This window comes from Phyllobacterium lublinensis, assembly GCF_020164435.1.
Lineage (GTDB): Bacteria > Pseudomonadota > Alphaproteobacteria > Rhizobiales > Rhizobiaceae > Phyllobacterium > Phyllobacterium lublinensis.
On sequence record NZ_JAIUDQ010000002.1, the window covers coordinates 334859 to 360188 of the forward strand.

Annotated in this window: 27 protein-coding genes and 1 riboswitch; of the genes, 13 read left to right on the forward strand and 14 right to left on the reverse strand. The window is 53.9% G+C overall.

Annotated features, from left to right (window positions below; translation table 11 throughout):
- Positions 1–673 precede the first annotated feature (673 nt).
- The 3 genes from K9U38_RS04575 to K9U38_RS04585 all read right to left on the reverse strand — a co-directional run bounded on the left by K9U38_RS04575 (position 674) and on the right by K9U38_RS04585 (position 6040).
- Positions 674–3562: a Z1 domain-containing protein gene (locus K9U38_RS04575; protein ID WP_224493158.1), complete on the reverse strand. Its 2889-nt coding sequence runs from the start codon at positions 3560–3562 to the stop codon at positions 674–676.
- Between the two features lie 13 nt (positions 3563–3575).
- Positions 3576–4478, reverse strand: coding sequence for a PD-(D/E)XK motif protein (locus tag K9U38_RS04580; protein WP_224493159.1), 903 nt, complete (start codon positions 4476–4478; stop codon positions 3576–3578).
- A 98-nt stretch (positions 4479–4576) separates the two neighbouring features.
- The gene (locus tag K9U38_RS04585) at positions 4577–6040 is read right to left on the reverse strand and encodes an ATP-binding protein (RefSeq protein ID WP_224493160.1); all 1464 of its coding nucleotides are present in this window, start codon (positions 6038–6040) and stop codon (positions 4577–4579) included.
- Positions 6041–6233: 193 nt separating this feature from the next.
- Between K9U38_RS04585 and K9U38_RS22180 the strand changes: the two genes are divergently transcribed.
- Complete coding sequence (locus K9U38_RS22180) at positions 6234–6917, forward strand: KpnI family restriction enzyme N-terminal domain-containing protein (RefSeq protein ID WP_505483612.1); 684 nt, start codon at positions 6234–6236, stop codon at positions 6915–6917.
- Between the two features lie 293 nt (positions 6918–7210).
- Here the strand turns inward: K9U38_RS22180 and K9U38_RS04590 are convergent, their stop codons facing one another.
- Positions 7211–8275, reverse strand: coding sequence for a DNA cytosine methyltransferase (locus K9U38_RS04590; RefSeq protein WP_224493161.1), 1065 nt, complete (start codon positions 8273–8275; stop codon positions 7211–7213).
- A gap of 157 nt (positions 8276–8432) precedes the next feature.
- Here K9U38_RS04590 and K9U38_RS04595 point away from each other — a divergent pair, with 157 nt between their 5' ends.
- Positions 8433–8864 carry a very short patch repair endonuclease gene (locus K9U38_RS04595; protein ID WP_224493162.1) on the forward strand — a complete coding sequence of 144 codons (432 nt, stop codon included), beginning with the start codon at positions 8433–8435 and terminating at the stop codon, positions 8862–8864.
- Positions 8865–9130: 266 nt separating this feature from the next.
- Here the strand turns inward: K9U38_RS04595 and K9U38_RS04600 are convergent, their stop codons facing one another.
- From K9U38_RS04600 to K9U38_RS04625, 6 genes are all read right to left on the reverse strand, one after another.
- On the reverse strand, positions 9131–10426 hold the full coding sequence (locus tag K9U38_RS04600) for a restriction endonuclease (RefSeq protein WP_224493163.1): 1296 nt from the start codon (positions 10424–10426) through the stop codon (positions 9131–9133).
- A gap of 260 nt (positions 10427–10686) precedes the next feature.
- Complete coding sequence (locus K9U38_RS04605) at positions 10687–11256, reverse strand: hypothetical protein (protein ID WP_224493164.1); 570 nt, start codon at positions 11254–11256, stop codon at positions 10687–10689.
- Positions 11257–12019: 763 nt separating this feature from the next.
- Positions 12020–12493, reverse strand: a complete 474-nt coding sequence (locus K9U38_RS04610; protein WP_224493165.1) for a Rap1a/Tai family immunity protein — start codon at positions 12491–12493, stop codon at positions 12020–12022.
- Between the two features lie 4 nt (positions 12494–12497).
- The gene (locus K9U38_RS04615; RefSeq protein ID WP_224493166.1) at positions 12498–12866 is read right to left on the reverse strand and encodes a hypothetical protein; all 369 of its coding nucleotides are present in this window, start codon (positions 12864–12866) and stop codon (positions 12498–12500) included.
- Between the two features lie 62 nt (positions 12867–12928).
- Positions 12929–13150, reverse strand: coding sequence for a hypothetical protein (locus tag K9U38_RS04620; RefSeq protein ID WP_224493167.1), 222 nt, complete (start codon positions 13148–13150; stop codon positions 12929–12931).
- A gap of 8 nt (positions 13151–13158) precedes the next feature.
- On the reverse strand, positions 13159–13596 hold the full coding sequence (locus K9U38_RS04625; protein ID WP_224493168.1) for a hypothetical protein: 438 nt from the start codon (positions 13594–13596) through the stop codon (positions 13159–13161).
- Positions 13597–13819: 223 nt separating this feature from the next.
- Positions 13820–13916, forward strand: a riboswitch (SAM-I-IV-variant riboswitch).
- Positions 13917–13953: 37 nt separating this feature from the next.
- On the opposite strand from K9U38_RS04625, the gene K9U38_RS04630 reads away from it, so the two are divergent.
- From K9U38_RS04630 to K9U38_RS04680, 11 genes are all read left to right on the forward strand, one after another.
- Positions 13954–14361 carry a hypothetical protein gene (locus tag K9U38_RS04630; protein ID WP_224493169.1) on the forward strand — a complete coding sequence of 136 codons (408 nt, stop codon included), beginning with the start codon at positions 13954–13956 and terminating at the stop codon, positions 14359–14361.
- Between the two features lie 309 nt (positions 14362–14670).
- Positions 14671–15969, forward strand: coding sequence for a tyrosine-type recombinase/integrase (locus K9U38_RS04635; protein ID WP_224493170.1), 1299 nt, complete (start codon positions 14671–14673; stop codon positions 15967–15969).
- Positions 15970–15978: 9 nt separating this feature from the next.
- Positions 15979–16482, forward strand: a complete 504-nt coding sequence (locus tag K9U38_RS04640; protein WP_224493171.1) for a hypothetical protein — start codon at positions 15979–15981, stop codon at positions 16480–16482.
- Positions 16483–16689: 207 nt separating this feature from the next.
- Positions 16690–16929 (forward strand): hypothetical protein, encoded by a 240-nt coding sequence (locus K9U38_RS04645; RefSeq protein WP_224493172.1) that lies wholly within the window; start codon positions 16690–16692, stop codon positions 16927–16929.
- A gap of 13 nt (positions 16930–16942) precedes the next feature.
- The gene (locus K9U38_RS04650; RefSeq protein WP_224493173.1) at positions 16943–18262 is read left to right on the forward strand and encodes an AAA family ATPase; all 1320 of its coding nucleotides are present in this window, start codon (positions 16943–16945) and stop codon (positions 18260–18262) included.
- Between the two features lie 153 nt (positions 18263–18415).
- Complete coding sequence (locus K9U38_RS04655) at positions 18416–18679, forward strand: hypothetical protein (protein WP_224493174.1); 264 nt, start codon at positions 18416–18418, stop codon at positions 18677–18679.
- Entirely contained in the window at positions 18676–18840 is a 165-nt protein-coding gene (locus K9U38_RS04660) for a hypothetical protein (protein WP_224493175.1), read from the forward strand. Before K9U38_RS04655 ends, K9U38_RS04660 begins: the two co-directional genes overlap by 4 nt.
- On the forward strand, positions 18837–19226 hold the full coding sequence (locus K9U38_RS04665; RefSeq protein ID WP_224493176.1) for a hypothetical protein: 390 nt from the start codon (positions 18837–18839) through the stop codon (positions 19224–19226). The genes K9U38_RS04660 and K9U38_RS04665 overlap by 4 nt, the downstream gene beginning before the upstream one ends.
- Positions 19223–19528 (forward strand): hypothetical protein, encoded by a 306-nt coding sequence (locus tag K9U38_RS04670; RefSeq protein WP_224493177.1) that lies wholly within the window; start codon positions 19223–19225, stop codon positions 19526–19528. The genes K9U38_RS04665 and K9U38_RS04670 overlap by 4 nt, the downstream gene beginning before the upstream one ends.
- Positions 19529–19540: 12 nt before the next feature.
- Complete coding sequence (locus tag K9U38_RS04675) at positions 19541–19732, forward strand: hypothetical protein (RefSeq protein WP_224493178.1); 192 nt, start codon at positions 19541–19543, stop codon at positions 19730–19732.
- Between the two features lie 347 nt (positions 19733–20079).
- The gene (locus K9U38_RS04680) at positions 20080–20955 is read left to right on the forward strand and encodes an SDR family NAD(P)-dependent oxidoreductase (protein ID WP_224493179.1); all 876 of its coding nucleotides are present in this window, start codon (positions 20080–20082) and stop codon (positions 20953–20955) included.
- A gap of 6 nt (positions 20956–20961) precedes the next feature.
- On the opposite strand, the gene K9U38_RS04685 is transcribed toward K9U38_RS04680, so the two are convergent.
- From K9U38_RS04685 to K9U38_RS04700, 4 genes are all read right to left on the reverse strand, one after another.
- Positions 20962–21459, reverse strand: a complete 498-nt coding sequence (locus tag K9U38_RS04685) for a CYTH domain-containing protein (RefSeq protein WP_224493180.1) — start codon at positions 21457–21459, stop codon at positions 20962–20964.
- A 110-nt stretch (positions 21460–21569) separates the two neighbouring features.
- Positions 21570–22043, reverse strand: coding sequence for a histidine kinase (locus tag K9U38_RS04690; protein ID WP_224493181.1), 474 nt, complete (start codon positions 22041–22043; stop codon positions 21570–21572).
- 47 nt (positions 22044–22090) lie between these two features.
- Complete coding sequence (gene ppk2 / locus K9U38_RS04695; RefSeq protein ID WP_224493182.1) at positions 22091–22918, reverse strand: polyphosphate kinase 2; 828 nt, start codon at positions 22916–22918, stop codon at positions 22091–22093.
- Positions 22919–22937: 19 nt separating this feature from the next.
- Positions 22938–24635, reverse strand: a complete 1698-nt coding sequence (locus K9U38_RS04700) for a SulP family inorganic anion transporter (RefSeq protein ID WP_224493183.1) — start codon at positions 24633–24635, stop codon at positions 22938–22940.
- Positions 24636–25330: the final 695 nt, after the last annotated feature.

Sequence of the window (25330 nt, forward strand, 5' to 3'; positions counted from 1 at the left end):
AGGACAATCTCTGTCCAGTTTGACAGGGACGTCATCGCCGATTTGTTTTTCCGCTGGCTCCCAACGCAGGACACAAGCCTCGTAAAGCTCAAATACTTCTCGACGCAACTCTGAGGGGAAACGACTATGTTGTTCCCTTCCAAAAGCTTCGGCGGTCGCGCTAGGGCACAGAAATTTTTGGCGCAGGGATTTTTGCTGTTTTCGACCGCAAGGCGAACCACAAACCCATCACTCAATGCGCTTAATCTTAATCCCCCGGCGGCCCCCCCAAAAAGGTCGACATACTTGCGTAGATTACCGAGCGGCGCGACTGTCAGGATCGCACACTGCATGTTCAAAATGACACCCCTGCTACTTTTCGATTCGAGTCCCTTGTATAGGTTATCTTGAACATGACAGCAGTTAAAGTAATGTGAGTAAAAGTATCAAGGGCTAGCTGGCTATTCCGGTAATGGTCGGGTGAGGACTCTATGAAGCTGTCAGCTTCGCCCAAGTTTCTTGCAAAGCGGGCGTTGCCACTATAGTGGTAGCGTCGTGGCAGAAAATGTGTTCCGCCTTCTCCGTTTGGCACTGTCTCCTGTGAGGCACAAGAGCCTTCGCCACGCTCAATAGCACTTACAGATTTAGCTGGTGCTGGAATGGACATCCCAGCCTCAGCAAAATCAAAGCGATGCTAATCATCCAGACTGATTATCGCCTCGTCGGGCTGCCCCTTTTTCCGGACGCTGAAGCTTAACGTCTTGTGTATGTTGTTCTTGGGGAATAGGAGCGTAAAACCAACAGTAAATGGCGGTATTGCTGGCTTCACCGACTTTGCTCCCTTCGGTTTCTCTTCTTCCGTAATCGGATAGTAAATTATGACTCCGCGATGCACGCTTCTAAGCTCATTCAACGCGTCGTTTGCACTGGGAAGTGTGGCTTGACCACAAATATGCTCGGCAAAGCTCCGATGAACCGGATCGTTGTAGGTGTTGTAGCGGTTGTCGTCGCGCCGAGACCGGTAAACGACGTCAAAGTCCTTACCGGCAAGCCGATGGCTACCTCTAGCACCATCTATTTTCGGGCCAAGCACAATCCAGTCGTCGATCTCATGATCTCCCGCATCCCCCTTGAGAAATTCGATTTGCAACGCCAACGGGTTGCCGGCTCTCGCATCTCGACTCTTGGGATCATACCATCGGTATGCGTTTAAGAAGTGCATTAACTCCTGCGTTTTGACGGGTATAGTCATCACGCGCAATTCACGTAGTCCACTACGCGTCAGAGCCCTCAACGTGCGCTGCGTCGCAATTTGGCCATGAACCATGGTCGCTAAAATCTTATTGTTGTGCTCGATTGCTGCAGAATCGGTAGGAGCTATTGTGGATTCAGCGAGTTCTCCGCCGAAATTGCGATAGTCCACGACCGCGTTGCGCATCTTGTTCGCGGCGGTCGGTCTCAACATATGTTGCGGCACTAAGGGAGGTATCTGGCCGGGCGTTATTCGGGGGTCTTCCATGCTTGAATATTTCTTGAGCTGAGCTCGGAATATTTCTTCGTCGCGACAAACTCCACCAAACGCCTCATAAAGATCGATTGTCTGCTTGCCCTGGCCGACCTTCTCAGCAGTGCCGATAAATAGGCGGACCAAATCGCCGTAACCTCGGCGAAATCCGAACCACCGGCCCATTTGCATCAACGTGTCGCCTGCACCTGCTCTTCGGCGGTAATAACTTACCGTCAGGCCCTCGACCGTATAACCGCGGGACAGCTTAGTTCCGCCAACTAGGATTTTCCAAATAGACTGCTTATCGAAGTCGGGAGTCTCATCCTTGTGCTCATTGTTGATAATCCGAACGGCATCGGCCGACTCGCCTATCGCTTCGAGACACTCGCCCAAGCACTCTTGCAAATCTTCAAAACGCTCGGGGAAAGGAAGTGTCTCCTTTCGACGCTTGGACACTGGAACGAAATCCGTTTTGAACAGCTCGACCAGGCGATCAATTCCCTTGCCGCCATCATAGCCGCCTGTGGCGTACATCTTACGAACTTTGATGGCGGCCGCTTTGTGTTCCTGAACGCTCTGTGACATATGCACAAGCATCGTATGATGTCGAAATCTGAGCGTCTGATCCTTTTTTGAACGCCACAGTTTTATTGCCCCACTTAAGATGAAACTGTCGATCGCTTTTTGCAGATTATTCGGGTTATCATCATCGTTAACCACGGAGCGTACAAAATCAGTTTTGTTTGGACCGTTCTCATCGTGGCCAAAATCAAAATCATAGAAGTCCGAGACGCCCATATATCCAATCGGTCGCGGCAGCGAGACCAGAAAATCCTTCGGAAAGATATCCTCTTCACTGTCCGGATCGACAAAAACGTTTGCGAATGGGGTTGCGGTATACCCAATATACTGTGCGCGTGGCAGCATCTTCAGAAGCGTAACGATGGCTTTGTTCGTTGCAGTACGCTCCTGCACTTCATCCGGGCCAACGGGCTTCTTGACATTTATCGAAGCCTGGTCGGATTCATCATCGATGATCAGCGCCGGTATTTGATCAAGCGGCTCGCCAATTCCCTGCCGTTGTAAGGCTGCTAGATCTGCTATCAGCTTGCTCAGAACCTTGCTGTTCTTTTTCACAACAGCAATTCGCGCATTGGAGGAAAAAAGGTTGTTCGGATGGTAAAACGGGTAGGCTTGGTCGCGCCGCTCAAATTTGAGTGCTTCGACGCCATAAGCAAGTTTTTGGTAGTCATGCTCGGGACCGGTTAGACGCGACCAGTCGAATGCGCCCAACTCGCTGGGCTTGGCACCATGTGAGACGAAGTCGTTATAGTCTGGATCGTTAACATACTCACGGCTTAGTAATTCCCGTCCTATCAGCTCTTTATCGATACGGCGCTGTGTTTGGGATCGAAGGACGTCGAGAAGGCCACCGAGTACGATAATAAGTTTATAGCCAGCGTCGGCGGCCTTTGCCAAAACTCCGGTGAAGTTCGCCGTTTTTCCGCTTTGGACATATCCAATCACCAATCCCTTAGACTGATAGGCCTCGTCAGAGGTTGGATCGGCCAAACGCTCAAGCACATTTGTCGTGCTATCGTCCAACTGAAGAACGCTGACTTCCGGCCAACCTTGCTTTAAGAGTTGGTCAGAATAACGGGTCCAGTAAAAATCCCGGCCCTTACGGATATCGGGCGTATACCACCTGGTGTGTTTCTGAGCGATGATTGTTGGCCGCGCAAGCGGCTGAAAAGGAAGGCGAGTTTCGCAAAACGCCTGCCACTCGGCATCGAGCGCAAGTTTACGGTAGATTAGTGCACGACGGTCATGAGTATTTTGCAATGTCGTGTCGGCCCAGAGGCCGTCATCGTTATCCCACTGTGCCAATCTGCGGCGTAGTACACTAATAGCTTCGTCGCCAGGCCCGACTGCGAGCAAATATTTCAGCAAAGCCTCGCTATTGATTTCGATTGGTTCGCCAGTCTCGTCCTCGGCCGCAAAGGCCAGCGCCCGCGAGAGCGATTTCGGTCCCGTTGTCATGGAGGATAGCGCGCTATTAAGGACGTCGAAGAACATAGTTCGGGACCCTTTACCAGGTAGCCGGGATCAATTGGAGAAATTCAGGACTGTCATCGGGATAGCCGAGACCCGAGACGTCAATGTCATAAACAACATGCGAAATTCGGTGCGGAGAATAGCGACTGTCGAGTTCGTTTATCGCCTCATGCGTCAAACGCGGTACACCATCGAGAATAGGGATTAACATTGGTTGGTGCCGGAGGCGCCGACGGACGTCATATAGGGCTTCATCGCGAAAATCGTACCCAACTTTGTCTAATAGCGATCGAAACCGATCGCTTTCCTTCGGCCATTCACTGAGAGAGGTCTCTACCGAACTCACCGCTTCAGGAAGAGACTCGCCACCTGAGCCAGCCTTCGCCACTTGTATGGATACTAGGTGAAGTGAACAACCCAAGCTCGGAACGAGCTGGCCAGCGCCATTTATCCTGTGTATTCGATCTACGCTAGAGGTCGTTTTTACTTCAAACTCATTGTCGCCGACTCGGAAGTCATGGGCTTGATTCAAGGGCCCGACCCATGCCGTTAATGCGTGATGCCCCATGCTACCAATAAGCCTGCGTAGAAGCCAGATTTCACCAAACAGGCCCATTTGACTCTCGTCGGATAAAATCGACTGTCGCAATAGTAGAGCGTCCCAACGACCGACAGCAGCCGTGATCGCATCGGCTGGCGTCATCGCTTTGTTGATGACATCGTTAGCGATTTCACCGACGAGTGAAAAAAAGCTGCGATATAGAGACCTCTTAACCGCCGACAACTCAATGAACCTCTGGCCATGAATAATCACCTCGTTGAGATGTATTTCCTGGAGTAGAACCTTTAGCCGATCGTCGAACGCGTCTGTAGTTGCAAAACGAGCGCCAATTGCTGCAGCGTTTAACTCGACGAAGAGTTCGACACGCGGACTCATCCTAACGACAATCCGATGGGGTACGCCCGACGTGACATAGTCGCTCTCAAACCTATGCCAATCGGACAACAAATCGGCAGGTGGACGTTGGGATTCAGTCATCGGCTTTTCACGACATCCATAAGCAATTCGTTGATCAGTTGGAGACGCTCCTGTTGCTTTTTCGACGACCGGCTGCGTCCGAATTCATTTCGTACCACAAGAAATAGTAGCATCTTAAAGAGCGGTGCATCGGCAGCAGATGCCGGAGCATCACCCAGTATCGCTCGTCGATATTCGCGGTTGAGCATGATCCTTGCTTCGATAGGGTCAAGCTCAAAGACCTTGCCTTCCTCGAGCGGCTCCCAGACAAAGGTAATCTTTTCGGTCGGTCCGCCTTTGCTTAGTCGCCTTTCAGCTGCGTTGCGAACGCCATAAGGCAAACCCAAGCTGGGCACCAATACAGGGTCGGCAGCGTCTGATACCCGCCTCCGCGCAGCTCGATAAACTTCTTTGGCTTGCTCGGCATATCGCGGCAGGTCCATTCCGCCATCCGACGCTCTTATAAAAGCCTGCGCTTGTGCGGCAGTAACTTGCAATGCGGATTTTTGAACATTAACATCGATCCCACCCGGCGGCAGGTCGACTGCAATGCGCGCTAGACATAATTCCGCATCGTGTTCATTCTTAAATACACCGTTCCAGCCGCCAGCTTGGATTAATCGATTATTTCTGTAGAAATAGAAACCTTGACACTCTGCACCTCGCTTACCGCCGAGGTTAAAACTTTCGGTGAGAACATTTTCGGGCCAAATATGCGCTTGTAGTTCTATGGTTCCTACATTGGGAAGCGCGCAAACAAGCGTCTTTGGATAGTCGGCGGCACCCGAAGTTTGGTAGCCGAATGGATTTATGGGGCGCACATTACGAGGAAGTGCCAAACTGCGTTGGGAGTGTCGGACGGCCACAGAGATGGCGAGAGCGCCCTGCTGTAGGTAGCGATGAAAGACTAAGCCGAGATGCGCATTTAGTCTAGGAAGGGCGGTTGAGAGAAATTCATTCAAGGCGTCGGGATCTGCGCTAACGCCGAGCCGATCCAATCTCTCCCAAATTACTAACGTACCGCATGCGGGCTGATGTCCCTTCATACAAAGATCATCAAATACCGCTTTCGCACCTGTCGGATCCAGGACGGCGCACCTCCAATCCACGTCGATTTCCTCCGCCGACCACCTACTAGCGATTGTGCTCTGGTTCCGTCTGCTGACGACAGTCAATGTACTACACTGGCTAAAGGAAGCGGATTTGAGACCCATACCGTATGTGCCTAAATCCGATTGGCGATGCGTAGTTTTCCCGGCAAATTGCATGCCGACACGCAGCTCATCGGCATCCATGCCCCGGCCGTCGTCGGCGATCGTCACTGCGTTAATGTCATGGTCGTCGCGAAAGAATGTTATTTCAACGCGACTGGCGCCAGCGTCAATTGAGTTGTCGATCAGATCGGCAAGCGCCGCCGGCAAGTCGTACCCTATCCGGGAGAAAGCTCGCACTGTACCGGCGCCCTCCGGCGGCAGACGCATGTGATCAACTACCGATAACGCCTCTAGCATGTGCCCCCCCGAATCGACCATCTATAGAGCTATGAATACTTCTAATAGACGGTAAAATCTCTCGATACCCCCGTGCCCGGGCTTCGACTAACACGCTACTATAAGGTTGAGTATGGCAAGGAACTTCCGACCCGCGGATCCTGAAACGGCCCTGTCGGGACTTATGTTGTTGTTAAATGAATTTCCCGAAAGCCTGAAGAGAGGGACGATTGGCGAGCAGGTGTGCCGATTGGTGGAAGTACACCACAAAATTAGGGACCTTGGTGTGTGCATCGTGGCGCCGCTGGTGGCCGAAGACTCCGACTCAGGCAGGGCTCGTCTCTTAGCTTACTTGCGAGACCAGGTTGGCCGCATAGTTCACACGGACGAATTGATGATCGTTGCAGCTATAACCGACTATCAAAGGCGGGTTCGAGAGCTTCGTACAAACTTCGGCTGGCCAATAATATCAGGTATGGCAGTTCGAGACATGCGCGAAGATGCGCGTTCGGTAGCTTCTCCGGGAGACCGGCTCCCTGGTGACATGGCGCCTGAAGAATATTTGCTACTCGACGACACTAATGATCTTGACGCGGTAAGACGCTGGCAAGTGGTTGGCAAAATGCGGAGCGAAAAGGGACCATTGAAAAGAAAGCTCTTGAACTACTTGCTTCAGGCGGTAGGCAGTCGCGTGACGGCTGAGGAACTGCGACAGGTCGGCAAAGACGACTCCCAGTGGCCAACTGCGATTCGTGAGCTTCAGACCGAGGGTTGGGAAATCTGCAGAGAAGCGGGTAGCGCCATAGGGGTTCCCCCCGGATTATTCATCCTGAGAACCGCAATTCGAAGCGCGGTCCCAGCTGCTTGAGACGACTTCAACTCGGGGGACACCAGTGGCAATTTCGGTTTTTTTGATCTTCGCATTCGGATGCGCGATGTATCGCTGAGTTCAAGGTTGCCCACATGAACTCCCTCATCACGACGTTACATCGCGTCAGAAAGTTGCCGCCGTATTACTTCCCTTATGTGTGCCCGCGGTGACGTGGGTACAATTCCAAGAATTTGCGCGATTATTCAGGTCTAAGCGCGTCTGTGGTCCAACCTCGTATTCGGCAAACGAATTTATCGCGAACAAGAACGTCAAGGCGAGACACCGCTAGTTCATGCCGTCTGAGCCAGAGGTAAAAACAGGTTGCGCACCATATGACCCAACGCGCCAGCAAATGGCGGCGGAACAGCATTGCCGATCTGTCGGGCAATCTCGACCTTCGTTCCGACGAATTGGAAGTCGTCGGGGAAACCCATCAGCCTGGCCGCTTCTCGGTGTGTTATAGGGCGGTCTTGGATCGGGTGAAGGTACCGCCCTTTTTCAGGTTTGTAGAATTCGGTCCGGATTGTCACGGACGGACGATCCCACCACAGCCGGCCGAACAGATCAGTCCCGCCCGACGTTTTTCGTATCCAGCAACCTGGTGTGAGGTGTGGAGCATTTCGCTGCAGGTCGAAACGATTGCCTCCCTCAGGGACTGCCCGATAACGATCCATGCTCTTTGGGGTAGGATTTCGCCCGAAATGCAGGTCGAGAGGCGCTTTGCCTTCGATGGTGTCTCGTGTCGGAGGTGGCAAGTCCTCAATAACATCGCGCACGGTGCGCCACTTGGGCAGATTCGACATCACTGCGGGTGCGGCGTGAGAGGGTAAGGGCGGAAAAGCGGGCGCCCAGTCAACATTCCTCCAACCAAGAACGATGGTGCGCTTCCGCGTTTGCGGAGCGCCATAATCGGCTGTGTTCAAAATAGCTATATCAGTTTGGAAACCATACTTTAGTGCTCTTTCTCGAATATCAGCTAGCTCCGGCGAGCGATACAGTTCAGCAACGTTTTCCATCAAGAACACTGAAGCGCCCGACCTATCCGCAATTTCTAGGTACGGCTCCCACAACGCTCGACGCTGGTCACCATCCCGTTTTTTGTTAAGAAGGCTAAAGCCCTGACAGGGCGGGCCTCCTACAACCACATCAGCTTTCGGTACAGGATTTTCCACGAGCCATTGATCTATGTTGGCACATACCGACTTGCCACGAAAATTGGCGGCGTGGGTTGCGACCGCGGCTGAATCATTGTCGATTGCAAGCACGGTTTCAAAACCGCCCGAAAAACGGCGGTCAACAAGGCCGAGGCTTAGCCCTCCGGCACCACAGAACAAATCTATGACCCTAAGCGCCAATGACTTTCCTCCGACTCACTTCGAAAAAACCGTACCCTACCGTTATCAGTATTCCAATACGAGGGCATAACGCGCCCTACGGTCAATTCAAAACCATCCCTGTTTCCCACACATTCCGTCGCTGGTTTTGCGATCGATTGAGCGATAAGGTTGTTACATGGACATATTTGACCCCCAGATGCGCAGCCGAGTCATGTCGAGCGTGAAACGGAAGAATACGTCACCCGAGCTAAAAGTTCGTGGGTTATTGTGGAATCTGGGATTTCGTTATCGTCTACACGCCGCCGAGCTTCCCGGAAAGCCTGATATCGTCTTTCGTAAACGGAGGAAGGCCATCTTTGTACATGGTTGTTTTTGGCATGGTCATGATAATGAACTATGTAGAAAGGCAAAGCGACCAAACTCTAGGCGAGACTTCTGGGATAAAAAGCTCGATAAAAATATTGCCCGAGACAGGGTGAACGAGGCTGCACTAATCGAATTGGGCTTTAGCGTACTGGTCTTGTGGGAATGTGATTTAAAGGACACGAGATCAGTCAAGGCAAGGTTGATTGATTTCTTGAAGGGGGAGCAAGTAGTTGCAGACTAGTAATAACCGAGAGAATGTTTTGAAATTCAAGAACATTTGATTCGAACTAACATTTGGATGTGGGTGGATCGTTGATAGAGATGCGCAATTTGCTATCGATCTTGATGTGTAAAATATTCTGGTTGCGCCCATGGCGGTAAACACCAGCCCACGGCCAATAGGGACGGAGCGATCCCACGGCGAAGCGTTCGGGACATCGGATACCTATCGAATATGAACTGGTAGGCCGTGAAGCATCAACGTTGTGGGCCTCGTCGAACCATTACTTAGAAATGCAAGACCTCTTCCGGTCGTCTGTTCGCTAACCGACGATCAAACTCGCTGTCTATGCGATCCAGGTATTGGTGAAGTTTCAGCCCTGCCTCTTCCGCCAACAGTATGGTCTGCTCGGCAACAAGAAGACCGCTTACGAGTAGTATCGGATATTCATCTTCAATGACTTCCATCTGCACCCTCTCTGAAAAGTAGCTGGTGGTTACGAAGACACCGAACCAGCCGCGTTTTAACCGAGCAACCGTACGAGCAATATCAAGCGCATCGGTGCCAGAGCTAAGTGCGACGCATTTTGCCTGACCGTAGATGATCTGTCGTACGGCACCAAATCCTTCGCCCATATCGATGCGCGCGATGAAGTCAGCGCCCCCATCACCCGACATTCGTGTGATCCATCCCTCAACTATTCGCTTGCCTGAGCCAGCGAGAAGACGTTTCGCAATTTCGTAAGCCAAGCCTTCGAACCGATGCTTTCGGCCGTTGTAGTATCGGTAAACAGTGTCCAGCACCCGGTATTCGGGGGTGTTGGGCGCTGGAAGCTGCGCCTCTCGCCTCGTGATGCGCAGCTTTGCGGCGCGCCTACGCAAGCCTGTGAAGGCGGCAGGCCCACGATCGACGTAGGTCCGCCACGCGCGCGGCGACAACAGGGTGGTTTCGGCGATTGTAAGCGCGGGCTCACGTCGAGCTGTAATCCACGTCCAGTCGAACAGCTCATGTTCAGTTGCCATGGAAAAAACGACAAAGTCGAAGACATAGTTGGTGAACGTAGCACCGGACTTCCGGTTAAATTGGGAAACACGTTCGACCCTCTCGATTACGCCATATCCCTGAAACGCGACGTACCCCTTAGGCACACCCATTACCGTCTTGCGTCGGAAGAAAAGAAGAGGTGGCGCGGCGGCGCGATCCTCCCAAGAGAATGAAGTGTGTTGAGCGTGCGCGGCCAGCAAAACCCTATTGCCTGGGGCTAGGGCCGGGTCGCCACCCGGCGTTTTGGCGTCTCCAAAATATCGGATGTGACCGTTGTCGACGTCGAACAAGTCACGCCAGGGGGTGTACTCAGATCCTTCACGGTGAGGGCTGCTCGAGATTAAAACTGCAGGCCGCCGAACCGCTCCGCCTGCATCGGTTACGGTCGCAATAGGATTGATCCCCTTCTCCAATAGAGCCTTAGGTCGACCTTCCGTCCTTGTTACATGAACAAAATTGGGAAATCCGTCGACGGTTGGATGGAGAGTCTCAAAACCTTTTGAGTATCGAAGTGTGTCACCGATTCGCAGTCGTTCCATTCTTGCACCATATTTACAACCACTAGGAGTAACAACCGTTGACTTGCCGGATGACAGGCGTTGCTAAACGCCTTCTCTGCTTCCCGCTCGAGATGAACGGGTGGGACGGTTATGCTCCGCTTGCCAAACTAATTCTCAAGTGCGCCCGAGGAATTTAAGCCTCAACAAGCATCCCTCGCAATGGCTGCGCTTTATTGCGCATTCATTTGCGAACGCCTTTTGATTTCTCGGACATTTTTTTGTCAGCGTTGAGTCGTTCTCTACTCATTGGCAGGGTCGGTCGTCTGAAGGCTCAAGCTCCGTATCCAGCGGCTTCGTTCGCTCTTGTGCGCGTCAACGGCCAAAAACATCGGGCGTCCACTACTTAATACCACGAGCAGGTCACTCGCGAAGTTCGGCAAAACCCAAAGGCTAGCGGTCCACCAGCGCTCACCGCGAACCTTATCGATAAAAGCAATTCCCTTTGGCGGAATGTAAATAGGTATTTGTCGGCCGCGATATGTACGATACCTGAGCGATCCATGTTCATCGCGGGCCTGCACATCTTTGAGGGTCGCGTGAAGGTTACGTGGTCCTAAATCGTTACCGTAGATCGTGAACTCGTAAGTATCATCTTTTTGTTGGGGGGGATAAGTAGCTACTCCGACGACAGTGAGCCGCGTAGTGAACTTATAAATAGGTTGGCCATCGTCCAAATCCCATGCGGTTTCGGGCGAATAAAGATTATAATTAATGGCCGCGTCGACACTTACCTCATAGCGGTCAACCCGAATGGCGAGAAATGTGTGTTCGTCGGCGGAGGCATTTTGGCGCTTCTTCTTTTGGGGCATATTGACCTCCCTGGGTCCCTATTGCACTTGTGATTTCATCAGACCACAAGGAAACCGTAACCTGCTGACCCGAGCTATTTAAGTGCAATCTGCATAGGGCGGGCACAGAATTGTCGCTTAAACGTGTCGGTCCCTCAGGACTTGCCATTGACAGCAAATGCAACGGCAATCGGACCTGATCCGGCTATGGCATTTCGGGTCTCATTCGGACCGATCGTTGGCAAAAGCTAATAAGTGATTGAAATTTCTGGTACAAACAAGGGGAATCGAACCCTTGTTTGCCGCCGTGAGAGGGTGAAGTGGGAGCGCCGTTCACCCGGATGTAAATGCCAAGCAGCTCCAGAGTGCCAGCACCGCGAAGATGAGGTCTTTCATTTCGCATGCTTCTGTATGTCGGCCATCCACCAAGTAATAAAATGTGGGTGCTGATAGCACTTCTGCCTGTAAGTCGGCTCGGTCGCCCGCTGCCGCCAGTAATACTGCATGGGCGTTTCGACGTGGGCCTTCTGCACCACTGGCGGCCGTGGTTTCTGGACCTGCGCCGCCGCTGCTTGCGGCGGACCCTGCATGTGCGTCTCCGTGCCTATTAGCGAAGAACATGTAGGTGAACAGCATCGCGACGCACACCCAGAAACATCTGTGAAAGGTCTGCCCGCTGTCGCTCATTGGTGGTGCGTATGTTTTCCAGCTCCTTTTGGATAGCTTCCGAACGCCGCCACCGCGAAGATGAGCCAGAGCCCGCCGATCAACCCGGTGATCCACATCATAGCGCCTTCCCCTTCTCGACAGGGCAGAACGCCTCGGCAATGGCAATGGAGACCAAGCCACTCGCCCCGAAGTGCCGTTCCTCCGGGTGCGCCTTCAGGTATTTGAATACCACATCCACCAACTGGCCGTTGGTCACGCCTGTCGCCGTGATGCACACCGGCATTTTGTTCATTTCCCGAACATACTCCAGACTATCGGCCACCGCCGCGACATAGCCGAGACAGTAAAGGTTATGGTACTTGCCAGACTTCTCTAGGCACTCTTCCTGCAGCGCATTGCCGCTCTTGAACCCAGCAGCCTTCGCATGCCCGCCGAACACAATGGCCAGCACAAAGACGGCGAGCAGGAGCACGCAGAATGTCTTGAAATGCCCCTTGAAACGCAGGAAGTCGGACAGCAGCGTGCCCCGGCGGTCGAGGTTGCGCAGTTGCGCCCGTTTGATCTGCAGGTCGAGGTCATGTTCGGTCATTTGTTCAAGCCCCGCGCGGGACGCGCTTGCACGACCCGAAGCTGGAGTAGACCTGTCCGGCAAGCGTCGCGACTTCAACGAAGTCGCCGTTCCCACCGAGTTTGGCTAACAGTCCGTTGGTGGGAACGGCTATATTGAGAAAGAGGCCGCTCGACGAAAACGTAGCGGTATACGGATCACAGCCCTTACTGTCGCAGCGGGCTAGGGTCTTGTCGCGCATGTCGATCAGGTTGAACACGGCCAGTTTTGCAGGCTGACAGCCCGACGATGTGCAGATAAATTTCGACGTGATGTCGCAGCGAAGCAGAGCGTCATCCGCATGGGCGGCACCGGCGCAAAGTACGAGTGCGAGGGGGGTGAGTAGGGTCTTCACAAAAGTTTTCCTTGTCTGGGGCGACATTGCAGCACTGGACTGCCCCGAAGTGAAATGTCAGGTTAATTTCGGATGTACTTCAGGGTGGCCAGCCACAGGGCGGTCAGCACAAGAGTTTGGCCAATTGGCAGCGGCTCTTCGTAGGTCAAAAACATCAGGCCGATATACAGCAGACCAAGAACCGCGCCGTTGTAGCGGGCGACAAGCAGGCCAACCCAGACCGGGGCCAGCCCGATGCCGAAAACAAGGGCAATGGCCAGAAACGGGTGATTGTCGTCAAACATACCCATGGTCATTTGCAATCGGCCAAGTAAGCAGCAGTTTTTGTAACCACCTGCTGGGGGCCAAATTTTTGCTGGGTCCACGTCACCTTGCCGGGGCTGAAGGTGAAGATTTCGATGTCGGCTTTCGGGAACATCGCGAAGACGACATAGGTGGAACCATCATTGAACAGGAAGCGGACAGTCGCCCCATCTGCGAGGTAGGAGAAATCGACGCCGGTCGCATCGCGCACCCGTATGTCGGGATTGCCTTGATCATCCTGCCCCAGCTTAATGGTCCCGCCGGTGATGGCATCATCAACCCAGTCTTTCGACGCGAGGTCGGCGGTGACGAGCCCGCCTTGGTGGAATATCGCGTAGCCATGCGACGCCCCGCAGGTTGCCAGTGTTGTGGCATGGGCGGCACTGGCGCACAGGGCGAGCGCGAGGGATGCGAGTAGGGTCTTCATTTACTTTCTTACTTTCCCTTATGGTGATAGGTGAGAGCCCAAGCCCTCACATGTAGTTGTGCTGGAACACGTCCAGCTCGATGTCGGTGTCGTCTGCCTATGAGGTCGCAAATGGTGAACCAATTGCAAGTGCAGTGGCGTCAAAGCGCAAGCAATTGGCGTCCCCAAACAAGAAGTTCTGCACCGTATGCTTGCGCCTCGCAGTCCCAGTTGCTAACTCATCGAAGTGCATCCAGAGAGGGCTTAGCCCCGCCAACCAGCCTTGACCGGCAACGGTGGTACGACGATGTGGCCCCGGATGGGCAACAATAGGTCGTTCAGCCCTCCCCAGATGCGTGTGTAACGTGGAGGGTTTTTATGAAACGTAGGATTAGCCAGTCCCGGCAGCTCGCGCTCGACCAACTCGCCGCTTATTACGGCTGGGTGATGCCGTTCGGTAGTGGAGCTGCGTGGACGATGGGCAGACCGGCGATGATTGGCGGCGTCCGTCGCTATGCGCGCCTGTGGCTGCTGGCGACAGGCGAGCTGCCCACCGGCATCCATGAGGTGCCGTGGGGTCAAAACGCTGGCTGGAACAATGGTCGCGGCTATAGCAGTGAGATCGACTTCGATCTGCTTCAGCGCTCTTCGCTTCCTCACGGGGTCTCTGGTCCGCCTGCACCCCCGGTCAGATATGACTTCAGAGGGGTGAAGGGGATACAGGGACAAACCCAAGAGGGCGCGGCGGTGCTGTCCCCATCGCGTCTATGGAGATCGAGCTCGTGAGCGTTCGCCATCATTCGTCCTCGTACCCAGGGGTATATTTGACGTATATTTGACGGTTATCGAGCAGATATCGGGAAAAATGATTATATTTTCAGTAGTTAGATGGCGCACCCGACAGGATTCGAACCTGTGACCTCTGCCTTCGGAGGGCAGGGGATATTTGATTACCCCAACTTACTTGTTGTGGCTAACCTATACTATTACATTGACAAATATGAAGAAAGTTGCTACCGATCAACCGTTGGTAGTGGCTGGTAATGTCCATAAATTGATTACCCACGCTTACCTAACGCTTACCCCGGGTAGATAATGGCCAAAATTACCAAGCGAACAATAGATGCACTCTCAGCTGATCCGGAGCGTGACATCGTTATTTGGGATGATGCGTTGCCGGGCTTTGGCCTGCGCGTTAAGCCGTCCGGGGTGAAATCCTTCATCGTGCAGTACCGAAATGCTCACGGTCGCTCGCGGCGGGTCACCGTTGGCCGGTTCGGCGTGTTGACTGCAGAAGAAGCCCGCAACGACGCTCGGCAGTTATTGGCTGCTGCTGCGCGCGGGTCGGATCCCGCGGGCGAGAAATCGGAAGCGCGGAAAGCGTGGACTGTCAAACAGCTGTGCGACGATTATTTGGAACGGGCCGAGCGCGGAAGAATATTGTCGCGCAGAAGGAAACTACCGAAGCGAGCTTCGACGCTGGCGACCGACGGCGGTCGGATCAAGCGCCACATCATCCCACTGCTGGGCCACCGCGTTGTGCGCGACCTCAATCGCTCTGATATCAAACAATTCGCTGATTGGGTGACGGACGGGAAGACAGCCAAGGATGTAAAAACCGGCTTTCGCGGTCGGGCCATCGTCACAGGCGGTAAAGGCACTGCAAAGCGCACGGTCGGTTTGCTATCAGGAATTCTGTCTCACGCCATGGAACTTGGCTTGATAGACAAGAATCCCGCCCATGGTCTTTCTTTGCAGGCCGACGGCAAGCGCAAATTGGCGGATTTTCCCCAGAAGTATGCCGCGCTTGGTCGCGCTTTGGCGTTGGCAGATGACCGGCGCGAACCCTGGCAGGCAGTTGAAGCCGTACGCTTTGCCGCCTTGACCGGCATGAGGCGCGGGGAAATCATTGGTTTGCGCTGGAAGGAAGTCGATATTGATGGCCGTTGCGTCCATCTCGCTGACAGCAAAACAGGTGAGAGCGTTCGGCCTATCAGTCGTTCAGCGATCGAATTGTTGCGTTCGATCCAAAAACGTAAAGAAGCAGGCAACTTCGTTTTTCCAGCAAAGCGGAAGGAAGATGCACCCTTTGGTAGTTTGCCGAAGGCGTATAATCGGATTACGTGCAATTCCGATCTTGAAAAGGATGACCTCTCGGCGCTCTCTGATCTCACTTTGCACGGCCTGCGCCATGGGTTCGCGACGACTGCGGATGCTCTAGGTATGACGCTCCCGACCGTGGCGGCATTGCTCGGCCATGCTGCCGGCGGTGTGACCGCGGGCTATATTGCGCGCGTTGATGCAGTGCTCACCGCTGCTGCTGACAAGGTGGCTAATGAAGTCGCTCGAATGATGGGTTTGCGCAAGGAACCGCAGAAAATGTCATTCCAATGATGAAAGCCGATGGATAATATGGATTTGAAGGACCGCCTTTTAGCAAAGGTCACGATTGGGAAATGGGACCATAATCGCGCAGAGAGTGTTGCGATGCGCCTAGGCCTTCCCCCGCTGAAAAAATTTCGCGCTTTGGACTTCCAGGCTGTTGGAAGGATTTGTGATGCCTTCGCTGACTCATCAAAGGTAGAAATCCCGGAAGGTTTGAAAACACCCTCACGTCCAGACGGCCCGTTCACGAGCGAATACCTTGAACAGGCTGAGAACGTTAGAAGGCGTCGTCTAGAACTAAGTATCCGCCTTGATGTAGCCAGGAGTTTCGACAAGCTTTGGCCCGAAGTCAGGGGAGGAAAGCGCGTGCGAGCGCTAGAACAAAAGCTTCCCACTCAACAAGAGAAGTTTTTCTCGGTCTTGGGTAAAATCTATCAAGATTTCTTCCGACTACCACCCGGGGGGTCCAAAGACCCGTTGGACGAGCATCAAGTCCCCAGGGGGCCGTTATTCGTTTTGTGACCGCCTTTTACAATGAGGTTGGCGTCGAGATGAGGCCGTCTGCCATAGAAAAAGCGATCAAACGGGCTAGGAAGGCTGTTTAGAACCCGGACACTGAGATCAGAAAGTAGTCCCTTACTAAGTTAATTGTCCCCTTGTGACGGAGGGCAAAAAATCGGTCAGAATCCTTTCCAGTAAGTAATTGCTACTCAGGAAAGGAAAACCGAAATGCTTAACCTCGAAACCCTCCCGGCGCGTTTGAGCCGAGCCGAAGCCTCTGAGTATCTACTCCAAAAACACGGCATTCGCCGCACCCACGGGACTTTGACCAAGCTTGCGTGCCTGGGCGGTGGACCCTCGTTTCGGAAAGCGGGTGCGAAATATGTGATTTACGACGTTGCCGAGCTGGATCGCTGGGCCAACGCGATCATCTCCAAGCCCCGCAGCTCAACAAGCGTAGCTGCGTGATTGGGTGACGACCATGACAGCTCACTCCGGTTACAACGGGAAGTCCGGCTCTGGAGGGAGCGCCGATAGCAATCATCATACATTTAGGGAAGTGGGCGACCCAGGCTTCTCCGAAGAAGATATCCGCCTTCCCTATGACGACGTTTCGCTGCAGGAGTTGCACAAGCGTATAAATCATAATCCGACGGTCGGAATTATGGACAACCGCGTCTGGCAGCAAAACGCGCAAGCCAAACCTAGCCGATTTACGATCGAAATGGCCCGTGATCTCGTGGTCACGGGCGCGACGGAATACACCGTACAAGATTTAGCAACAAATCGTGGTCTGATGATTGTGTACGGTGCTCCAGGATGCACCAAAACATTCAATGCCGTGTATCTCTGCGCATGCATTGCAGACGGCCGCGACTATTTCGGCAAGAAGGTAAAGCAAGGGGCGGTTATTTATGTTGCCGCCGAAGCTGGCGCGGGCCTTCGTAAGCGCATTTTAGCAACGATAAAGGGCTGCGGTTTCAATCGCGACCTTCCAATTGGTCTCATTATTGGCGCTCCAAATCTTGGAGGCAAGAACAACGACGTTGACGCTCTTATCGCAGAGATCAAAAGACAGGCGCATCTGCTTGGCCCGTGGCCCATCCGTGCCATTGTGTTTGACACCGCAGCACGCGTCACACCTGGAAGTGATGAGAATAGCGCTTCTGACGCGGGTACGTTCGTATCGAATCTCGGACGCATGGAAGAGGCACTCGATTGCCTCGTGGTGGTTATTCACCATACAGGTAAGGATGCCGATCGAGGCATGCGCGGCTCAAGCGCTCTTCATGGAGCAGCTGATGTTGAGTGGGAAGTGAAATCCCTGGGGCACATCAAGACGGTAACCCTCGTCAAAAACAAGGATGGCGAGGATGGCCTGACGTGGAGCTATTCGCTGGGTGAAATTACAGTCTTCGATCCATCCGAAAACGTGGGTGGAAACATCGAGGAAACATCTGATCTGGCTCCCATCAGTTCCTGCTTTGTGCACGAGGAAACATTTCCGAAACATTCTGAGGGAGCCAAAGCCAAGAGCACTCTAAGTGGCGTTCAGCGGATAGTCCTCGAGTCATTTCGGGAAGCCATCATTAATCAGGGCGCTGATATGCCGACATCCGCTAATCTACCGAGTGGCAAGGGCGTAAACCGTTGTTTCGTCAAAGAAATTGCCGCCAATCGAGGCGTTGGCAGTGACAGCGGTTCCAAGTCTCAGGCTGCCCAAATCAACCGCGCGATGACTGACTTACAAGCCAAAGGCTACCTCGGTATTTGGAAGGAATGGGTATGGTCCGCGCAGTGAAGGAAACATGGAAACATTTGGGAAACATTTTGAATTTGTTTCCCCCGGATAGCGGTTTTGGAGGTCTGGAAACATGGAAACACACCTCTATAGGAGGTGTTTCCTGTTTCCACCAAACGCACCGCAGCATTGTTGGCAGTAAAGGAGGTGGTAATGACTAAGTTCCTCACCCATTCTGCAGACCTTCCTTGCGGGTATCGGGTCACGTTTACCTACAGTGGCCTTGGTATGGATGTGAACTGGTCGCCAGAGCTTCCCTGCATTCATTCACCGCGGATGCAGAGAAGGTTTGACGCTGCTTATTTCCAAGCGCGTGACGATTTTCTTCAGACCGTAGCTACCATGATGCGGGGCGCGGTGGCTGTCGCCGACATGCAGGGCAACGTTCGCGTGATAGTCCCGGAGGTGGTCCAATGAAATACGACAGCAATTACAGCTGGGGCCGTCACCTCGATACGGCTGCCATCGAAAAACGCGTCGCCAAGGAAATTGCGGACCATGAGGCGCGCAAAGAGCGTCGCTCCAAAAAACCAAGTGCGGTCATCCTGCAATTCAAAACGCGTGAGGTGGCAAAATGACCGACAAGCCCATTACCAACATTTATGGCGATTATCGCCTGCTGGTTAAAAAGCTTGACCGCCTTGCTACTCATTTCGTCGTCATCCCGGTCTCGTTCCGCGAAAACATCTGTGACGCAAGGGTTTGGCATTTTGCTGTCATTAGCCGATCGCTCCATGGCGTGCAGATTGACTACGTCGTGGATTACGACATCAGCGAACGCGATCGCCAGCATACTGGTTTCATCGCCGACATCATGCTCGGCAGTCCACGCAGATGGATATGGCTCGCACCAGACGCTGAGCGAGCCTTCCGAGCAACTGCACATTATTGGCCATGCGACCCAACGAAACGCTGGGTCAAATGGTTCGACAACAAGCAAAAGCGTCAAGGAGCGAAGAAATGAGCGAGATCGATAAAAAAACGCTGAAAATCGGGGAAGGCAAACCCGGCCCAGGTCGACCCAAGGGCTTACCTAACCAGAGCACCCGGGTTCTCAAAGATGCAATTCTCATTGCTGGTGAGCTGACCGGAAAGCGTCTCGATCCCCAAGCCGACGATGGCCTTACATCGTATCTTGCTCACTTGGCCGAGAACCATCCAACTGCCTACGCGACATTGTTGGGGAAGGTGCTACCGCTGCAAGTTTCCGCAGAGGTCGGCGGACCGCTCCCCGTGCAATTTTTAACCATTTACGAGACGAAATAGGAGTTTGATTGAATGTCTCTCCCTACCCCCACTGCGCCGTTTTTCTGGAAAGACGGTCGTGCAATCACCGAAGACGAGCTGAAGGAGGCGCGTGCAATGGAAGCCAAAGCCCTGGCTCGTGGCATCGACTTTTCACCCGTTGCGCATCCGTTGCAGGGCGCCGCTCGCGTTGCTGACTGGAGCGTTCCGCCGCGGCGCGCTTGACAGGCAGGGCGAGGAAAACGCGGCATATGACGCAAGCTTGCTGGCATCACTGCAAGCGCCTGCGATCTAGATCTATGAATGCGATTAAGAGTTGGCAAACGCTGTAACGGGAGACACAGCCTCTATAAACTTCAGAAATCGCGTGATAGCATTCAAATTGACGTTGCTGCGCAGTGTTGAGCCAGCCAATGCCGTACGTAAAATCTCGTGGAGTCGATCGACGCCCGTTTTCAACTTTGATCAGTAGAATAAAGAGGGCTGCGTACGGCTAGCGGGATATTAACCAAACGATGTCTTTGGGAATTGCAGTTAGGTTTGGTCCCCTCCCAAATGAGATCAGTGGTTCTTTGACTTGCCAGTATTCAGTTTTCGGTGATCGCTTGGGGGATAAGTTGAACATGAGACTTTCCGATCGAATTGCGTTGATTACCGGCGGTGCCCAAGGCTTGGGAAAATCGATTGCTCTCGCCATGGCGAAGGAAGGGGCAACCATCGTCATCTGCGACATCAACACCAAGACCTTGCCCGATGCTCAATCTGAGATTGAAAGCGCTGGCGCGCGTTGTCTAGCCGTGCAGTGCGATGTGTCCTCCGTGGACAGCGTGGCCGACCTGTTCCGGCAAACGGTGTCGGCATTCGGGACGCTCGATATTCTGGTGAACAACGCCGCGCTCGTTCAGACGGGTGCTCGCAACGAAGAGATGCGCGCCAAGTTTTACACCATGATGACGACCCCGGTGCCCAAGGAGTCGCTGGGAGTTACGAAGGATTTTTCCGACGAAGAATGGCACAAGTACTGGGGGGTAAATGTCCACGGTGTGTTCTACTGTACGCGGGAGGCCCTTCGGATCATGGAACCCAAGAAGTCCGGCAAGATCATCAACATTGCTTCCATCGCCGGGACCGGTGGGTTCAGCGCTTTCCACCCCGCCTACTGCGCAACCAAAGGCGCAGTTCTGGCTTTCACCCGTTCGGTTGCGATTGAGGTGGCTGGCGCGAACATCTTTGTCAACGCGATCGCCTGCGGTGGAATCCTGACGCCCCCGATGGAATCTTTCCTCGCAAGTCAGTCTGACGAAGGGCGCAATGCCCTGCATCAAATCATCCCGCTCGGACGTCTAGGCAGGCCGGAAGAGTACGCCTCGCTCGCGGTCTACCTCGCCTCCGACGAGCATTACCTTGTGGGTCAGACGATCAGTCCGAACGGCGGGATGGTTCTTTAAGCTACTTCAGTGTCCGCACCTTCGTTCCGGCGGCGGCGGTTCGCCGCGGCGCCGTCCGGGCGTTGCGAGCGTTCGATTGGAATATGAGATATCTCCGGTCACTTCCAGGCCAAGCCACGGCGGGCAGGGAAATTGATCGCTTTCGTTGGAAAGTTCGATTTCAGCGAGAACAAGTCCGTCGTTGATACCGTTATAAACGTCGACCTCCCAGATGTGGCCACAATGGTCCACCTCGTAACGGATCTTATCCACCACGCCCGGTGCAAAGGCGATCATTTCCAGACCATCGGCATAGGGAACCTCATACTCGAATTCCTCGCGCCGCAAACGGCCCGTCCGGATTTTAACCGTGACGACAGCGTACGCCTTATCCACGATCCTGACCCGCACGAACCGGGTTTTCTGCGACAGCAGATAGCCTTGGCAGATTGCGGCTCCCTTGGATGCGTGATCTCGCCAGCTATCATTCAAGACGAGGTATTTTCGTTCAATTTCCGCGGCCACCTCGTTCCTCCCTTGTCGTTCTAAGCCACTCCGAACTTGCATGGCGATGCTTGACGACACCTGACTGCCACACCATCGCCCTTCCGTGATCTGGGTTGCTCATACCAACATCAAACGTGTTCCGAACCCCAGTTCAGGAAGAGGCCGACGTCGCCAGGCATGCCGCCAGGGAAACTGATGATCATCGCTTTGAGCTTGAAACCCTGCGGTTTGGCAAACTTCTGATAGCGATCATAAAACCCCTTTGCCTTGCCTTGCAGCGTTTCCGGCCAGCTTTTGTCCCCGCTGTTGATTGCACGACCGCTGTCCGTACACAGGTCCGATGAGAAGCTATAAACCATAGCCTCGAATTTGCCTGCCTCGATAGCATTGGCGACCCGTCGGCGAACCGCCAAAACGTCTTCTTCGCTGACGTGATTCTCGAGAAAATCTTCGGCGAAGGCGGTGGCCTTTTTCTCCTGGATTGCCTTGGCTTTGGCTTGCTTCTGCTCCTCGTCCTTCGCACGCTGAATGACTTGCTTGCGAATTTCCTCTGCGCTTGGTGGCAAAGCGTTCAAATCCAAGGGCTCTTTCTTCTCCGGCATCTGCTTGATCCTTCTGTTGGACTGTGACTGCGTGACGACGACGGCCTTCAAAGCACGTCAGGGACCACGTTTGCGGTAGCCTCCGATGCAACATAGTCGTCGGGACGCTTTTGCCGCTTACCGAGGTTCGGCGCGTCAAACTTGACGCGTTCGTAGGGGATTGAACTGAGGATGTGCGAGATGCAGTTGATACGCGCGCGCTCCTTGTCGTCGGACGGGACGATCCACCAGGGAGCGCGGGAACTGTCGGTCATTGCCAGCATCTCGTCGTAGGCGCGTGAATATTCCCACCAGCGCTGATACGATGTGATATCCATCGGACTGAGTTTCCACTGTCGCAAGGGGTCGTCGATACGACGGCGGAATCGGCGCTCCTGCTCATCCTCACTGACGGTGAGGAAATACTTCAGCAAAATGATGCCGCTCTCGACGAGAGCAGCCTCAAAGCGCGGAGTGACTTCAAGAAAGCGTCGTGCTTTCTTTTCGGAGCAGAACCCCATAACCCGTTCAACGCCTGCGCGGTTATACCAACTCCGGTCGAAAATCACGATCTCGCCCGCAGCCGGAAAATGTTGAAGATAGCGCTGGAGGAATACCTGCGATTTCTCCCGGTCGCTTGGCGAAGGAAGGGCGATGACGCGGAACACGCGCGGGCTTACCCGCTCCGTGATTCGTTTGATCATGCCGCCTTTCCCAGCTGCATCACGGCCCTCGAACACAATGACGACGCGAGCCCCCGACTTCTTCACCCAAGCTTGCAAATGCGCCAGCTCGATCTGAAGCTTTTTCATCTGCTTCTCATAGCGTTTCTTGTCGGTTTTCTTTTTTTGTTCGATAGCGCTCTCATCCTGCAATGTTTTGTCGTGTTTGTTCATGACCCTCGTCCTCCCGGCGTTACGATGTTGTTGTTATTGGCGGCTCGGCATTAAAGCCGCGTATGGCATCCTCCACATCTTCGAAAATATACTGAGCTCCAATGCGTTCGATCACCCCACCCCGTTCGAGGATCGCCTTCACCTCGGCGTGTAACTCGGCAATGCCCAGCGTCATCCCGTCCGCTGCAAGGTCCGCCCTGACGTCATCAAGCATGGCAACGGCGGTGCTGTCGATCTGGGCAATTGCACTTGCGTCAACAACAAACCAGCGGGTACCGACGGGTAAGCCGCTGGCAATGGTCAATATCCGCTCCCGAACGTAGTCGGCATTGAAAAACAGGAGGCTTCCCTGGATCATATAGAGGGCTAAGCCTGGCATCGGGAGGGCTTCAGGAAAGCGGTGCAGCTTGTAAAAACCGTCACGACCGCTGATATGGCCGAGCAGCGCGTCCCGTGGAAACATCATTTGGCGCAGGAGATGGACCAACGTGGCGGCAATGGCGACAACCACACCATTGAGCACACCGAAGCTTATGGCTCCCCACATTGTGATAAGAGCAAATACGAATTCGGCGCGGCTAATGCGCCAGATGTGTCTCAACTCTGAGATATCGATCAGGCTAATGGCAGCGGCCAGTAGAATAGCACCGAGTGCAGGGATGGGGAGTATCCGCAGGGCTCCGTTGAAGTAAAGCAACGTGGCGATTAGAGCTACAGCCGAGACAAGCCCTACCACCTGAGATTTTCCGCCTGCCGACAAACAGATCGCCGTCCGAGAGTCCGATGCGCTAATCGGAAATGCACCAAAGAGACCCGCGGCAATGTTGCCGGCTCCCAGCCCAACCAGTTCCTGATTGGCGTCTACGTGTTCACCAGTCCGTGTTGCGAAACTGCGGGCAGTAACAATGCCTGCTCCAAAACTCACCAGAAAAATAGCTGCTGCTCCCAGCACGATTTGATCCAATGGAAGTGAGGCTATAGAGGGTATCGAAATAGATGGCAGATCAAAAGGGATGTCGCCGACAACTGCAATGCCCATTTGCCGGAAATTGAAGAGACCCGACAGTACGGCGGAAACCACGACGACGATGACCGGACCTGGAATTGGCAGGCGTGAAGCCCTGACGGCCTGCAAAAGAACAAACATGGACAGCCCAAGCAGAAGCGAGGGCCAATGGATGGAGGCGCCCTTGTTGATGAGCTCGAGGAAGGGCGCAACGAGCCCGTCCGATTGGATCGCGACCCCTGTTAGGCGGCCAATCTGTCCAACAATGATGGATATGGAAACACCGGCGAAGAAACCAACAAGGATAGGTCGAGAAAGGAAGGTTGCCACGACGCCGAGACGCAACAGGCTGGCTGCGAAAGATATCCCCCCGACAACCATAGCGATCAGAGAGGCAATCGTTGTACGGTCGACCAATGCGTCGGGTGGAAGGGAAGTTATGATTGATGTTACGACCGCTGCCAATACAGTCATGGTTGCCGCGTCGGGTCCGACAATGAGGACACGCGAAGGGCCAAGCAAGGCATAGCCTATCGGAGCCGCTATGCTTGCGTATAGTCCCGTCTCCAGAGGCAAGCCCACAATCGCCGGGTAGGCGATGGCGCTTGGCAATCCGACTGCAGCCACGGCCAGCCCAGCCGATATATCAGCCGGCAGCCAACTCGCTCTGTATTCCCTCAGGCTCTTGAAAGCTCGGATGGGAAAGATCATGGCTTGTACCCATGGCTTGAGTCATTGTCAGTGCTCCAGGAGACGTTGTTAATTCAACTACTCGTCCGCAGCAGAACCTTCCCTCAGGACCGCTCCAACGAAGCAATCATAGTCTGGAAGAACTTGTTCACTTTAGCATCCTATATGCCTGGTTGATGAATAAGTACGTTACGGTAACAATTCTCCAGGGCGTGGCTCTTGGTCTCGCCGGACCTGCGATTCGGGAAAGACCCGATTGCAACACGCCCGTGTGATCGGACAATTAGTTGTCCAGTTGGTCCAACCCGTCCCGATTTGGCGTACTGAGCCGTCGTTGTGCTTGGACCCCAACGGCGGGTCTTTGCGTGTTGTAGACGCGGTCCCTTGGGTCAGGAATAAGTGAAAAGCGTCGACGATCGGCAAGAGCGGCCGGTCAATGCTGGAGGCACTTTTTTCCGCTGCCATTGCCTGCGACGATAGCGAACGTATGGATCATTCGATCGCCGCTGCAAGCAGGTTGCGCACGTTTCACGGCCCAAGCCCATCGAATTTCCGTCCGATTATGTCGGCTTTGATCACATGTGCCCGAAGCCTTCGGTGCTCCTCATAAATCCAAACGTCATGGACTTGGCGCGTCGGCTTTGCCATCAAGCTGACGGGCACGGTTGGCTTCGGCAGTCTGCATTGGCCCAGAAGCGGTCAAGGTTCAATCGGAA